Origin of the sequence: Lysobacter sp. M2-1, assembly GCF_022662495.1 — a bacterium.
In the GTDB taxonomy this organism is placed as follows: Bacteria; Pseudomonadota; Gammaproteobacteria; order Xanthomonadales; family Xanthomonadaceae; genus JAKPBU01.
Genome location: NZ_JAKPBU010000002.1, coordinates 85000 through 99439 on the forward strand (window position 1 = coordinate 85000; position 14440 = coordinate 99439).

12 protein-coding genes are annotated in these 14440 nt (G+C 64.7%); 6 read left to right on the forward strand and 6 right to left on the reverse strand.

Annotated elements, in window-relative coordinates; genetic code table 11:
• Positions 1 to 10: 10 nt before the first annotated feature.
• The 3 genes from MC375_RS09315 to MC375_RS09325 form a co-directional block, all read right to left on the reverse strand.
• Entirely contained in the window at positions 11 to 550 is a 540-nt protein-coding gene (locus MC375_RS09315) for an SRPBCC family protein (RefSeq protein WP_242103077.1), read from the reverse strand.
• 165 nt (positions 551 to 715) lie between these two features.
• Positions 716 to 1372, reverse strand: coding sequence for an NrsF family protein (locus MC375_RS09320; protein WP_242103078.1), 657 nt, complete (start codon positions 1370 to 1372; stop codon positions 716 to 718).
• Complete coding sequence (locus MC375_RS09325) at positions 1365 to 1949, reverse strand: RNA polymerase sigma factor (protein ID WP_242103079.1); 585 nt, start codon at positions 1947 to 1949, stop codon at positions 1365 to 1367. The genes MC375_RS09320 and MC375_RS09325 overlap by 8 nt, the downstream gene beginning before the upstream one ends.
• 251 nt (positions 1950 to 2200) lie before the next feature.
• Here MC375_RS09325 and MC375_RS09330 point away from each other — a divergent pair, with 251 nt between their 5' ends.
• The 6 genes from MC375_RS09330 to MC375_RS09355 all read left to right on the forward strand — a co-directional run bounded on the left by MC375_RS09330 (position 2201) and on the right by MC375_RS09355 (position 11618).
• Positions 2201 to 3073, forward strand: a complete 873-nt coding sequence (locus MC375_RS09330) for a formylglycine-generating enzyme family protein (RefSeq protein WP_242103080.1) — start codon at positions 2201 to 2203, stop codon at positions 3071 to 3073.
• 210 nt (positions 3074 to 3283) lie between these two features.
• Positions 3284 to 3946 (forward strand): DsbA family oxidoreductase, encoded by a 663-nt coding sequence (locus tag MC375_RS09335; protein WP_242103081.1) that lies wholly within the window; start codon positions 3284 to 3286, stop codon positions 3944 to 3946.
• Between the two features lie 232 nt (positions 3947 to 4178).
• Complete coding sequence (locus MC375_RS09340; RefSeq protein ID WP_242103082.1) at positions 4179 to 6881, forward strand: chitinase N-terminal domain-containing protein; 2703 nt, start codon at positions 4179 to 4181, stop codon at positions 6879 to 6881.
• Positions 6878 to 10087 carry an RHS repeat-associated core domain-containing protein gene (locus tag MC375_RS09345; protein ID WP_242103083.1) on the forward strand — a complete coding sequence of 1070 codons (3210 nt, stop codon included), beginning with the start codon at positions 6878 to 6880 and terminating at the stop codon, positions 10085 to 10087. Before MC375_RS09340 ends, MC375_RS09345 begins: the two co-directional genes overlap by 4 nt.
• A 5-nt stretch (positions 10088 to 10092) precedes the next feature.
• The gene (locus MC375_RS09350; protein WP_242103084.1) at positions 10093 to 10452 is read left to right on the forward strand and encodes a hypothetical protein; all 360 of its coding nucleotides are present in this window, start codon (positions 10093 to 10095) and stop codon (positions 10450 to 10452) included.
• A gap of 470 nt (positions 10453 to 10922) precedes the next feature.
• Positions 10923 to 11618: a transposase gene (locus MC375_RS09355; protein ID WP_242103085.1), complete on the forward strand. Its 696-nt coding sequence runs from the start codon at positions 10923 to 10925 to the stop codon at positions 11616 to 11618.
• A 25-nt stretch (positions 11619 to 11643) separates the two neighbouring features.
• Here the strand turns inward: MC375_RS09355 and MC375_RS09360 are convergent, their stop codons facing one another.
• The 3 genes from MC375_RS09360 to MC375_RS09370 all read right to left on the reverse strand — a co-directional run bounded on the left by MC375_RS09360 (position 11644) and on the right by MC375_RS09370 (position 14306).
• Entirely contained in the window at positions 11644 to 12480 is an 837-nt protein-coding gene (locus MC375_RS09360) for a restriction endonuclease (RefSeq protein WP_242103086.1), read from the reverse strand.
• Between the two features lie 190 nt (positions 12481 to 12670).
• Entirely contained in the window at positions 12671 to 13180 is a 510-nt protein-coding gene (locus tag MC375_RS09365) for a hypothetical protein (RefSeq protein ID WP_242103087.1), read from the reverse strand.
• A 211-nt stretch (positions 13181 to 13391) separates the two neighbouring features.
• The gene (locus MC375_RS09370; RefSeq protein ID WP_242103088.1) at positions 13392 to 14306 is read right to left on the reverse strand and encodes a helix-turn-helix domain-containing GNAT family N-acetyltransferase; all 915 of its coding nucleotides are present in this window, start codon (positions 14304 to 14306) and stop codon (positions 13392 to 13394) included.
• Between the last annotated feature and the right edge of the window lie 134 nt (positions 14307 to 14440).

Here is a 14440-nt window from a genome sequence, read left to right on the forward strand (position 1 = left end):
CGCCGCGCGGTCAGCGCGCGCTGACCCTGGTTTCGGCATAACGCCCGAAGTTGTCGAGGATCGCCTGCCAGCCCTGCTGCTGCACCTCGGGCGCATTTTCGGTTTCCGCGTCGAAGATCGTGCGCACGCGCACGCCGTCTTCGCTCTGGTCGAAGTGCACGGCGACTTCGCGGCCGTCGCCCATGCGGTACTCGATCAGCCGCTGCGGCACGACCTTGGTGTAGGTGCCTTCGAAATCGAAGCCCACGCTGCCGTCCCTGGCTTCCATGCGCGTGTTGAAGGTGCCGCCTTCACGCAGGTCGACCTGGCTGCGTGGCGAGTGCCAGTCAGGCGACGGCGAGTTCCACTGGGTGATGTCGTCCGGAGTGTTGTAGGCCGACCAGACTGTCTCCAGGTCGGTGCGGGCGAGCGTTTCGACGGTGATCTTCATGGCGTGCTCCTTGTGGGTGGTGATGGTGGCCCCGTCATCGGCGCCTTCTTGTGGACGACGGATCGGCCAGCGCGAAATCGACAGCGCGATGACATCGCCTGGCTTTGCCAACCGCGCCATGTCGGGATCGCTGGCCGCAATGCTGATCGCGGGGGCGACGGCGGCGCCAGCTTCACTCTCCGTTCGAGCCCGACGTTCGCGGGCGACCCCGGATTTGCATGGCGGCGCTTTCCGCGTCTCTTGCCGGGCCGGGTCAGTGACGCTCGCGACCAGCTTCGCGCCGGGTCAACTGCGCGCCTTGATGCGCTCCACGAGCGTCGCGCTCAGAGCACCGAGCGCCATGAGAAGGACGACGGCTCCGCCATGCGCAAGCACGATATGCGCGTAAACGCCGTCCCAGCAGGCCAGGCGCAGGCCCGCGTCCGCCATCAGGCCTACACCCAGGCCGCACAGTGCTCCGGTCAATGCCGGCCGGTTCGGCAAGGCGCGCGACACGAGCCAGGCGGGTGCGATCAGCGCGGGGGCTGAAAAGGCGAGCGCCATGGAAATGCACTCCCGGATCCATCGGATCCAGGTCTCTTGCGGAACCTGCACCGGACCGCGCGTGGTCGCATTGACCAGCAGAAAGCCGATGCAGGCGATGCAGATCAGCACGGAGAGCGCTCTGGCCGACAGTTCGCGCCCGGGAACGGCTTCGCGGAAGGCGGCCCCGAGGACGACCAGGCTCAGGGCGGTCTCGAGGACCGACAGACCCCACGATGGCCATGGCGCCGGAACGCCCTGGGTGCGCCAGGCCCAGAACACCGGCATGGCGACGAGCAGGAAGATCGCGACCGGCAGCAATGCCAACGCCCGCCGGGAAGGACTGGCGAGCGGCCGGACCGGCCGCAGGTCGCGCTTCACTGCCAAATACAGTGCGGCGGGCACGCTGCGCTTACTCATCGCCGCTCCTGCCTGTCGGGTGCAACGCAAGACGCAGCGCCCTGGTCGCACGGCTCGAACGCAGCTTGGCCGCCACCACCGTAATGCCCAGGCGCGCGGCGATCGCGTCGAAGCTGTGTCCCAGGACATGGTGCAGCAGCCAAGGATCGCGCGTGCCCACCGGCAGGCGCCTGAGCGCCTTCTCCATGTCGAGGGCGTCGGCCGAGGGCACGCCGCCCGCGGGCGCGGCGATCGCCAGCGCGGCATCGAGAGCGGACGGGGGCAGTCCCTCCGGGCGGAGTTGCGCCGAGCGGCGGCTACGCGCCGCTACGTTGCGGGCGATTCCGAAGACCCATGGACGCACCGGTAGCGGAGGGGTGTAGGTGCGCCGTGAACGGTGCAGTTCGAGAAACGTGTCCTGCACGAGGTCGTGAACCGCGCCCTGGTCGCGATGGACTTTTGCGATGTAACGGCGCACGCCATCGACCAGCAGTGCGTACAACTGCTCAAAGGCCGCCAGATCGCCCTGCTGGTAGGCGCTCATCAGCTCTGCCAGCCTGCGCTCCTCCGCCTCCAGCGTGGATGAAAAACCGTCCATCGAGCCGGTGCGCCTCCGGAAGCCGCGCTGTCGTGTTCGCGGCGATCCTAGCACCGGGCCAGATCGGCAGGCGATGACACCTTTTCTCCCGCCACGCGAATTAACAGGGAATCGATCGGCGAGACAGCGGGAGGAACCAGATGCCACAGCGTTTGCCACAGCGTGCAGGATGGCTCCTGGGTGCGTGGGTCCTGTTCGTACCGGCCGTTCCCGCGCATGAGGTCGTCAGCGATTGCCCGGACTGCCCGCGCATGGTCCTGATTCCCGGCGGGACCTTCACGATGGGAGCCGTCAAGCATGGTGATGAACCGAAGCGGCGCCAGCACGAAGGTCCGCGCAGCGGCGTGCAGGTCGCGAGCTTCGCGATTGGGGAAACCGAAGTCACCCGCGGGCAATACGCGGCGTTCGCAGCGGAGACGGGGCGACCAGTCGGCGGCGGGTGCTTTACGTTCGGGTTCAGCAGCATCGACGACGACACCGCCGTGGATCCGGACGCGTCGTGGCGCAAGCACGCCTTCGAGCAGACCGACGACCATCCGGTGACGTGCATCTCCTGGGAGGACGCGAGGGACTACGCCTCCTGGCTCGCGCGCAGGACGGGTCGGGATTATCGCCTGCCGAGCGAGGCGGAATGGGAATACGCTGCGCGCGCGGGCACGACGTCGACGTACTTCTGGGGTGAGGAGGGGAATCAGGCCTGCGCCTACGCGAACGGCGGCGACGCTAGCCTGGCGCGCGCACTTCCGGCAGTGAAAGACATGACCGCCAGGGCCCTGCGCGAAGGAGACACGAGCGCACGGATGCTCGAATGCGATGACGGGACGGCCTTCACTTCCGCGGTTGGCAGCTACCGGCCCAATGCATTCGGTCTGTACGACATGGTCGGCAACGTGTGGGAATACGTCGCGGACTGCTGGCGCGAATCGTTGCCGACGAGCGGACGTGCCTACGTGGAAGACACCTGCCAGATCCGGCGGGTGCGCGGAGGCTCCTGGGACGACTGGGCGGAAGAACTGCGCTCGGCCAGGCGCAGCCGCGTCAAGCCAGACGCGCCCAGGAACGACGGCGGATTCCGGCTTGCCCGCACGCTTTCCGCCACCGAGGCCGAGCGCATCGGCGAGTGATGCTGGTCCAGCCGATTTTTTCTCGCGGAGCCGCAACGCGGATGCTGCGGCGAATATTTCCGACGGAGCGATTTCCCCAGTGTTCGTTCGTGAACAGCGGTATCTGGCGAATACGAAACGATCGACGCAGGAATACTCCGTTCCACGGGCCATCACCCTTGGGCAACCGCGGCTATGTAGGCTGCGTTGTCTCTCGCGCCAGAGCCCACCATGCCCGACACCGCCAGAATTCCGATCCGTCTGCGCATCGACTTTGTCTCCGATGTCGTCTGCCCGTGGTGCGCCATCGGACTGGCGTCGCTGGAACAGGCACTGGCGCGCACGCAGGGTGAAGTGGAAGCGGACGTCCACTTCCGGCCGTTCGAGCTCAACCCGCAGCTTGCCGCCGAAGGCGAGGACATCGGTGAACACCTGGCGAAGAAGTACGGGTTGTCCGCCGAACAGCTCGCCCAGAACCACGAGCGCATCCGCGAGCGCGGTGCGACGCTGGGTTTCACCTTCTCGCCGGAGCGTCGCCGCATCTACAACACCTTCGACGCGCACCGGCTGCTGCATTGGGCGGGGGTAGAAGGCGGACAGCGCGAACTCAAGCATGCGCTGTTGCGTGCCTACTTCAGCGACGGGCAGGATGTGTCGGATCACGACACCCTGGTCCGCATTGCCGGCGACAGCGGATTGTCGGCCGACCGTGCGCGGGAGATCCTTGCCTCGGATGCCTACGCCGACGCGGTCCGCGCCGAGGAGCAGTTCTACTTGCGCAGCGGCATCCAGGGCGTGCCGGCCGTGATCATCGACCAGAAGCACCTGATTTCCGGCGGTCAGCCGGTCGAGGTGTTCGAGCGGGCGTTGCGGCAGATTGCGGCGGGGAGATAGGTTGGGGGTCGATTCCCGAACATCAGGTTGATGACCGTTGCTGGTGTCCCGCCGGCATGCGTCGGCTGCCGCAGGAATCAGACCCGATGATTTTCGTGCCGATCAGATTGGCTGCTTAAGTCTTGACAACGATTCACCGCTGACGGATAAGCCGGATGCCGGACGAGGAGATCGTCGCGGCAGGGGATACAGGATTCGGCCGCAAGGCTGAAAGGGAACGGGAAGGGGAAGCATGGCCGGATGGACCAGGGCTGTCGCGCTTGCGGGCGCGGCGGTGGTGTTGTGCGTGTTGCCCGTGGTGGCGAGCGCCCAGGGCAAGCAGGCGTGGGAAGAGTACGACCGCCTGATCGAGTCCAAACGTGCCGTGGCCGCGCTGAGCGCGGACAACGTGTTCGGCGACAGCCTCGACCTGTATTCGGGCGTGCTGTCGTTCACCGCCACGGACGTGTCCATCCCGGGCAACAGCAAGCTGCCGGTGGCGGTTACGCGGAAATTCACGGTGACCAATCGGGAAGGCTACACAGGCTATGCCCATCCGTTTGCCGAATGGGAACTGGACATTCCCCATCTCAGCGGCGTGTTCCAAGAGGCATGGCACGACAACCGCTGTGACGTGGCTGTGCCGCCGATGGGCGCTGGGGGGCTGCCCGCGGACGAATTCTGGTCTGGTAACTATGCCGACATGCCCGGAGGCGGCGAGATGCTGCAGGCGACCACGACCTGGCCCAAGCCGAGCACGGGCGGGCCTTACAAGTGGGTAACCGCCGGAAACACCTATTTCAGCTGTCTGTCGAGCATCGCCAATGGCACCGGCCAGGGATTCCTGGCGATCGCCAGCGACGGGACCAAGTACTGGTTCAATCACATGGCCCGGACTCGAGAGCCGGACTACAAGTATCAAGGAGTGGACTATGGTCACGATTGGGAGGGCAATCCGCTCGGCTTCACCGCAGCGCGCTTCAAGGTCGCGCTGTATGTCACGCGGGTGGAGGATCGCTTCGGCAACTGGGTGACCTATAGCTATTCCAACACGCCGACCCAGGCGCTCAAGATCACGCAGATCACCTCCAACGACAGCCGCACCCTCACCTTCGGCTACAACACCAGCGGCCTCATTTCCACGGTCAGCGATGGATCGCATACCTGGAGCTACGGCTACCAGGGTAATTCCCTGTCCAGCGTGACCTTGCCGGATACGAGCAGTTGGCAGCTCTCGTTTGCCAACCTGTCCAACGCAGTGATCCAGCCGTCCGGCGACGAGGCGCGCCCGTACGGATGTTTCCAGCTGGATTCTGTGCTTGCCGACAATTTCACCGGCACCATCACCCATCCCTCCGGAGCGACAGGCACCTATACCGTCGGGCCGGTGCGCTTCGGCCGGACCAACGTGCCGGCGATCTGCCGAAACTACCGGAGCCCGGGCCAGCCCGACCCGAACGGCAAGAGCGATGACTTCTTCCTCCTGCCGGTGCGGGCCTTCTCGCTGACGCTCAAGAACCGCCAAATTTCCGGCCCCGGTATTACAACGGGCACATGGACGTATGCGTGGTCGGGCGGGCTCGGCACCTGGCAATATCCGCCTGGTGAGACCGAACCGGTCTGCACCCAGTCCAATTGCCTGGATCCCGTATGCACAAGTGACGACTGCGCCGGTGCGCGCAGCGTCACCATCACCGAGCCCGACGGCAGCTGGACCAAGCACCTCTACGGCAACAGCTACCGCTACAACGAAGGCAAGGCGCTCAGCGTCGAGACCGGCAAGGGGTCGAACGCGCTGCGCACCGTGCTCAACGACTACAACTATGCGACCTCCGGCCAGGCCTACTCGGCCAGGATCGGCGTCAGCCCGCAACCCCGTGGGGCAGGTTTCGTCTCGGAGTATCCGCGCCCACGGGTCTGGACCGCCACCTTGCAGGACGGGGCGGATTTCATCTGGGAGGTCGACAAGACCTGCGCGGTGCCCGTCGCCGGAAGCTACTGTTTCGACGAGTTCGCGCAACCGACCAAGATCACCCGAACCGGCACCGTGGCCAAGACGATGCCGGGCACAACGCTCGTTCTGCCGCCGGGTACGGCCCCAACGCTGACCGCGCCTGCCACGAACGCCACCGGCAGCTTTACGGTCAGCTGGACCGCCGTCTCGGGCGCCGCGACCTATCAATTGCAGGAACAGAAGAACCAGGGCGGCTGGGCCACCCTGCAGAACACGTCGGCCACCAGCAGATCGCTCTCCGGCAAGACCGATGGCAGCTGGAGCTATCAGGTGCGCGCCTGCAACAGCGCCGGCTGTTCCGGCTGGTCGGCGATCAAGACCACCGAGGTCGCCATTCCGCCCAGCGGCGTGCCCACGCTGACCGCGCCGGCCACCAACACCAGCGGCAGCTACACCGTCGGCTGGACGGCGGTCTCGCTGGCGACCCGCTACGAGCTGGACGAGCGTAAGAACGGCGGCAGTTGGGTCAACATCGTGGACGCAGGCATCGTGAGCTGGGCCGCGTCCGCCAAGGGCACGGGCACCTACGACTATCGGGTCCGCGCCTGCAACGGGGCCGGCTGCGCCGCCTATTCGGCGATCGATACCACCACGGTCTCCTCGCCGTTGCCGGCGCCCACCCTGACCGCGCCGACCACCGCGCAGACCTACGAGCCGTTCACGGTCAGCTGGACCAGCGTCTCCACTGCGACCAATTACGTGTTGCAGCAGAACCGGAACAGCACCGGGTGGAACGATGTCTACACCGGCGCCGGCACCAGCACGGCCCGGACGATCAACATCGCCGGCACCTACCAGTACCAGGTGCAGGCCTGCAACGCCAACGGCTGCAGCCCGTATTCGGCGGTCAAGACCGTGCAGGTGGAAGGCGATACCAGCCTGCTGGTACCCGAGGAGCCGCCGCCAGAAGTGCCTGCGGATCCGGGGGAGGGCGCGCCATGAACGGGCTCCGGAGCACGAAGACCGCGCGTTTCTTTCAGCGCCGCGCCTGGCCGGTGGCTGCGCTCCTGGCATGCCTGTCGCCGCTGGGCGCGCAGGCGCAGACGGTCACGTACGAGAAGACCGAGCAGATCGTCTACGAGAACAACAAGACGGCGTGGGTGATCGGCCAGGTCAAGAGCGTGACCTGCCTCACTTCGATTCCGTCATCAACCCAGTCGTGCAATGGGCATGTGGTGTCGGAGACCAGCTACGACGCTGCCACCGCCCTACCGCTGCAGACCAAGGCGTTCGGCAAGATCCAGCAGACCCTGACCTACAACCTGACCACCGGAACCCAGGACGGCACCCTGTCCACGGTCAAGGACGGCAACAACAACATCACCACGCTCTCGAACTGGATGCGCGGCATCCCGCAGACGATCACCCATCCGGCCACGACGGACCAACCCACCCCGGTGACCGAATCGGCGGTGGTCAACAATGACGGCACCATCGCTTCGGTCACCGATGAGAACGGCTTCGTCACCCAGTATCAGTACGACGCGATGGGGCGGCTGTCGCTGATCGATTACCCGGACGGCGACACGGTTGCCTGGAACTCGACGACGCGCGACTTTGCGTTCAAGCCTGGCATCTACGGGTTGCCCAGTCACTGGCGCCTGTCGGAATACACGGGCAACGGCTTCAAGGTCACGCGCTACGACGCCCTGTGGCGGCCGGTCGTGGAGGAATCCTTCGCCAACGGCGATTCGACCAGCTACAGCTTCGTGGTCAAGCGCTACGACGATGCGGGCCGGCTGGTATTCCAGTCCTACCCGCTGGCCAGCCTGACCAACTACGCCGACACCACGCTCAAAGGCACCACGTACACCTATGACGCGCTCGATCGGACGTTGACGGTGGCGCAGAACTCGGAACTGGGTCCGTTGACGACCACGACCGAGTACCTGAGCGGCTTTCAGACCCGGGTCACCAACCCGCGCGGTTACCAGACGGCAATCCAGTACCAGGCCTACGATCAGCCCAGCACGGAGGCCCCGGTTGGTGTCACCCGGTACGCACCTACCAGTACAAACGCCACGGAGATCGCCCGCGACCCACATGGCAAGCCGCTCACGATCAAGCGCCGCAATGCGGACGACACGCTCAGCGCCACCCGTAGCTACACCTACAACTCGAACCAGGAGCTGTGCCGTACTGACGAACCGGAGACTGGGGTCACGGCCATGGGCTACGACGCAGCGGGCAACCTGTCATGGTCGGCGGCCGGCTATGCAGCCACGGGCGCTGAGTGTCTGAGTTCAGCGACGGTAGCCGCCCGCCGAGCGGACCGCACCTACGACGCCCGCAACCGGCTCAAGACGTTAAGCTTCCCGAACGGGTTGGGCAATACCACCTCGACCTATACGCCCGACAGTCTGCTGGCCAGCATCACCGCCGACAACGGCGGCACCAGCCAGGTGACGACCAACTACACCTACAACCGGCGCCGGCTGCCGACCAACGAGCAGATGCTGTACGGATCGATCAACTGGTCGCTCGGGCATACCTACAATGCCAACGGGCACCTGGCGAGCGATACCTACCCCGGGCCATTGACCGTCGACTACGCGCCTGATGCCCTGGGCCGTCCGACCCAGGCCGGCACCTTCGCCAGTGGGGTGAGCTACTTCCCCAACGGGGCGATCCAGCAGTTCACCTACGGCAACGGGATCACCCACACCCTGACCCAGAACGTGCGGCAGCTGCCCGATACCAGCTGCGACAGCTACGGCGCTTGCGGTGCGAGTGCGGTGCTCAACGATGGCTATGACTACGACCGCAATGGCAACGTCGCTGCGATTAGCGACGGCCGCACCGGTAATCATGGGGACCGGAGCATGGTCTACGACGCGCTGGACCGCCTGATCAGCACCAGCGCACCGATGATGTTCGGCACGGCCAACTACAGCTATGACGTGCTGGACAACCTCACCCGGACCCAGGTGACCGAGGGTAACCCCAGCCGGGACCATTACTACTGCTACAACCCTCAGTGGCAGCTGGCCTTCGTGCGCAAGGGGCCGGTATGCACAGGGGCGAATGCTAGTGACCCATTCTGGGCACTGGAATACGACCCGCAAGGCAACCTTAAGGATAGAAACAGCACCGTCTACGCCTTCGACTATGGTAACCGCCTGCGGGGTGTGAACTCACCGTCCTCCAGCTACGCCTACGACGGGCACGGGCGCCGATTTTTGGACTCCACCACGGCCAGCAAGTACAGCTTCTACGCTCAATCGGGTCAGCTGGGCTTCGTCAAGGACCACCGGACCAACACCTACACCAACTACGTGTACCTGGGCGGCAGTCTCATCGCGACGCGGGAATGGCCCGTTGGCGGCGGCACGGTGACGACCCAGTACCAGCACACCGACGCGCTGGGCAGCCCGGTGGTTGTGACCGATGCCAATCGCCAGGAGGTTGAGCGGACTGACTACGAGCCCTATGGCAAGCCGATGCGGGCCGGCCGCGACGGCCCGGGCTATACCGGGCATGTGGAGGATGCGGCGACGGGGCTGGTGCAGATGCAGCAGAGGTATTACGACCCGTTGTTGGGGAGGTTCCTGTCAGTCGATCCGGTGACCGCGGATGGCAACACTGGCGACAACTTCAACCGCTACAAATACGCCGCCAACAATCCGTATTCATTCAAAGATCCTGACGGCAGGCAAGAATGCCGGTCATGCGAAATCGGCTATGGCGCATCAGTCGGTCTGATGATGGGCGATGACGAAGAAAAGATGCGCGTATGGGCAGGTGGCGAAGCCGCAGCGACTACGGCAGGAAGTGGTGCTGAAGAAGGTGCTGTATTAGGGCAGGCTATAGGTGACTTCATTGAAAATCCGGAAATTTCCGGGCCGCGGATAACTCAGCTTGCGGCCGTCATTGTTGTTGCCAAAATCACTCACAGCAAAGTCCAAAGAAGTGTCAGGACGGAGCGTGTTGGTCGATTCACCAAAACGACTGAAGTCCGCCCTGGTAAGGGGTCTGGTCAAAGTCGTGCTGAATATGTGCGGGTAAAGAACGAGAATGGAAAGACGATAAAGACTTACAAGGATTCGTATGACCGAGCAGGTAAGTTTCAGCATAGGAAGCCCTTAACTGGCGGGCCAGAGGGGCGGCCAGTTCCTCCTCCTCCCCCGAAGAAGCCTGAAGGTACATAGGCGACATGAAGCGCTCCGATATATCCGAATTGCTTATGGGGAAGCTTTCGCCTGAAGATTTTCAATTGATGTACAGGACAGAGCTTGATGAGCACCTGCGGTTGCTTAACAAGGGGGGCGCAAGCGCTCCCGTTCAACTCGCCGGAGATCAGTACATATTCGTGAACCGGGCAAACTTCCGCAGGCTGCTGCAATTCTTTGTCGCCGGAGCTATTCGAAAAGAGATGCTCGGCTACTTGCTCGACGCACTCACGCTTGATTTGAAAGCAAGATTTGCAGACCAAGCCATTAGAGAGATGGCGATGGACCTGGCTGATGAGAATTTCGACGAAAAGTATGTCGAAGAAGTTCTGGCTCAGGTTTGAGTCAAAGAATCAAAAGGGACGGAGTGAGCTGGCCCGGGTTTGACGGACACCTTTGAACGGGGACAATCCCCCGGGAGGTGTCGGATGGTCAAGCATCAACGATTCACAGCCTGGAACAAACGGGACGGAGGCAATTAATCCAGCCCCATAAAGCACAAGGCCCGCAGCGATGCGGGCCTTGTTGTTTTTGGCGTTCGTGAAGTCGCGAGCTAGCGACTGTTCTGCGCGATCAACGAGTCCAGAACTTCGCTCACGAGTCGTTGCTTGGCCTTGCGTAGAAATAGGTAGAAATAGGGGTCAGGGTACCTTTTCTGACAGCCTGTTCCAGCGTGAAATATGAAATAGGGGTCAGAGTACCTTTTCTGACGGCCTGTTCCGTAGATTTCCTACCGTTCTCTGGTAGCGGCACCGATAGGCGCTGAGCCGCTTCCACGCGACGATTGCTTCTCTTCAAGACGGAGAGGCACCGGATGCCAAGGACCAAGCGGCTGGATCTGGCGGGAGTGGCGCAGCACGTCATCCAGCGCGGTAACGACCGGCAGGCGTGCTTCTACTGTGAAGCGGACTACACGCGTTATCTTCAGGATCTGCGCGACGCGGCGTCAGCCTCCGGTTGCAGAGTGCACGCGTACGTTTTGATGACCAACCATGTGCATCTCCTGGTCACGCCGGAGGCCATCGGTTCGGTGGCGCGGATGATGCAGGCAGTCGGGCGGCGATATGTGCGATACATCAACGATTCGGCCGGCAGGACCGGGACGCTGTGGGAAGGGCGATACAAGTCCAGCCTGGTGGATAGCGAGCGCTATGTAATGACCTGCTATCGCTACATTGAACTGAACCCGGTGAGGGCGGGTATGGTGACGGAGCCGCAGGCCTACCGCTGGTCGAGCTTTGCTGCCAACGGCATGGGTCGCCATGATGCGGCGGTGATGCCGCACGAGGTCTATCTGCGGCTTGGCGTGGATGACGAGCAGCGATGCGCCCGGTATCGCGAACTGGTGGGTCAGGGCATTCCGGACGAAGATCTGGCGGCGATCCGCCTTTATGTGCAGCGGCAGCGGGCCTTGGGCACATCAAAATTCCAGGCGCAGATCGAGGACCAGTTGAAGCGACGGGCAGGACTCGGACAGCCGGGTCGTCCGCGGAGGGAATTGGTACTCTGACCCCTGTTTTCGACCCCTGTTTTCCTCAATCCAGCGCGGATGCGGCACGCGTGCCGCGGCAGGCAGGGTAGGCGGAACATCCCCAGAACGCTTCCCCGGTCGACTTGTTGTGGCGCAGGACCATCGTCGTCCGGCAGTGCGGGCACGCCGGTGCCGCTCTGGCTGCCGGCGTTGCTTCGGAGCGATCGGGTTGCGACGGCTCGATGCTCCCGAGGCTCCCGTCCTGCTGCACGCTCGAGACCAGTGCCAGCAGCGCCGGCGCGTCGATCAGTTCGATGGGTTTGTCGCTGGCGAAGCGCTCTGCGGCGCGGGTGAAGCCGCCGAGGGCGGCGATGCAGACGGCGTCGGCGCGGTGATGCACCATCAGACCGTACATCTCGCGCACGACGCGCACATCCACCTGCACCCGGCGCCATCGCTTCACCTGCACCAGCGTCGTGCGCCCGCCCTTGCGCAGGATCAGGTCGATGCCGCCATCGGCGCCGCCCTGGCCGGTTTCCTCCACCGCGTAGCCCTGGCGGCGGAACGCCTCGCCGACCAGCAGTTCGAACTCGCGCCAGTGCGCGCGGTTGAAACTCTCCAGCCCGGTCTGCGCATCCAGCAGCTTGCGTCGCGCGCGGCCGCGCAGGTACGACACCAGGGCCGCGAACCAGCACAGGCCCATCACCAGCCAGGCCAGCGGTGCGAGCATTCCGCCGGAAGCCTGGTCGGCGATCTCCTGGCCGATGCGTCCGTCCGATGCGCCGAAGAACCAGCCGATTCCGTAGCGGATCGCGACGAAGCCGACGACACCGAGCACGATCCCCACCGGCCAGGGCAACGCTGCAACGCTATCGAGCCCGCTTTGCCTGCGTCTTGTCATGCTGTCCCGACATCAGGAAGGGGTCGAACGATATCGCAATCACGCTGCACAGGCATGCGGGCTACCGTTGTGCGGGCCGTCCTTGAAGGCGTTCACCGACTTGAATGCGGGGCAGACTTTTCCGTTCAGGAACTCCCGCAAGGGCGAGGTCGCGCTCCACACGTGTCGCGCAAATGCATGCCTGCGAGCATCAGGTACTTTTCACCTCGCCGGCAGTCGAGGGTTCCGACCGGGCCAGCGATGCCGCCGCGTAGCCACTGTCCGCGTCGTAGCGCGCGCGGCTTTCGATACGCAGCTTGCGGTAGGAGTGGTAGGCGAAACCGCCCAGCACGCCAAGCGCGAGCGCGAGCAGGCTCAGCCCGCCGCGCGTCATGAGCATGACGATGAAATAGGCCGAGCCGACGATGGCCGCCATCAGCATGATCCGTTCGTTGCCGCTGGGCATGACGAACGCCGCGTGGCCCCCCTGCGTGCGTGCGGCGATGATGCCCTTGTGGTCGATTGCCTTGTAGGCGTAGAAGCGCCCCCGCGACCCGGGCTGCAGGGCCTCGGCAACACCCGGGGCGACCGCCACCTTGTCCATGCGGCGTTCGGAGCCGTCCGCCAGGCGGAACACGATTTCGGAATAGACCGTGACCTTGCTCGTGGCTCGCTGGACAGCGGCACTCACGACGGTGCCGTCGATGGTTTCGGTCTGCATGCGCTTCTCCCGGATGGGTCGCAGGCCCGATGCGCGCGACTTCCACCTGCCAACGCAGGGGGCCCCGGCGATGGGCCACCGGCAGCGGGATCAACCGTGCAAAAAGAACGAATCGGGGCCTAGGTCACGTTGCAGCTCGCGGATCGGCGCTTGTGGCGATCTGGGTCGAAGACGGAAACCTGCAGCGCACCTGGTGTGCACCGACGCGCCCTTACAGCGCCAGGTCCCAGGTCTGCCCGACCAGCGCCTTGCCGAAGGATTGGTGCGGGGCCTGCGCGGTCAGTTCGAAGCCAGTGGCCTGGTAGATCCGTCGCGCCGCGGTCAGCACGTCATTGGTCCACAGGGTGAGCCGGCGGTAGCCCAGTTCGCGCGCACGGGCGATGCAGGTCTCGACCAGCCGTCGGCCGAGGCCGGTGCCGCGCGCGCCTGGCTCGACGTAGAGCAGGCGCAGCCGGGCGACGCCGGGTTCGTCGCCGGCCATCAGGAAGATCGAACCCACGATCTGGCCGCCGCGTTCGGCGATCCAGGCGTCTTCGCGCGCGGGATCGAACCCGGCCGCGAACTCGCCCAGGATCCTCGCGACCAGCGCTTCGTAGGTCCAGTCCCAGCCGTATTCGTGGGCATACAACACGGCCTGGCGATGGATCACCCAGCCCAGGTCGCCGGGGACCGGCCGACGCAGGCTCACCGGTGCCGGCACGCGCTCGGGCGCGCCGAACGTGTCCTGGATCCGGCGCAGGCTCGAGACCAGGGTCTTGCGCCCGGCTTCGCTCACCGGTTCGAGCAGGCCGGCCATGCGCAGGTGCGAGCCGTGGTCGAGTTCGGTGAAGGCCACCCGGCCGGCCGGGGTCAGGGACAGGGGCTTCTTCTTGGCATGGTTGGCGTCCACCGCGCTGGTCACCAGCCCGCGGGCGGTGAGGGTGCGGACCAGCCGGCTGAGCTGGGCCTTGTCGATCCCCAGGCTGCGGCTGAGGTCTGCGGCGGTCTGCTGGCCCGTGGTGGCCAGCTCGTAGATGACCCGGCCCTCCGGCAGCGAGTAGCCGGTCTCGGGCAGGTGTTCGTCGAGCAGCCCGATCAGGCGCGTGTAGTAGCGGTTGAACCGTCTGACTTCCTGGACGACGTCCATGGCGGGCTCTATGTTGACTTAGTCAACATACTAGCCAGCGGTCGACGGGCCCGCAACGGGGTCGTGACCCACCTCGAAACTCGTCCTCCGGGGCTGATGGTCGAAGGCGTGCAGCTTGGTTCGTCGTCCGGGTA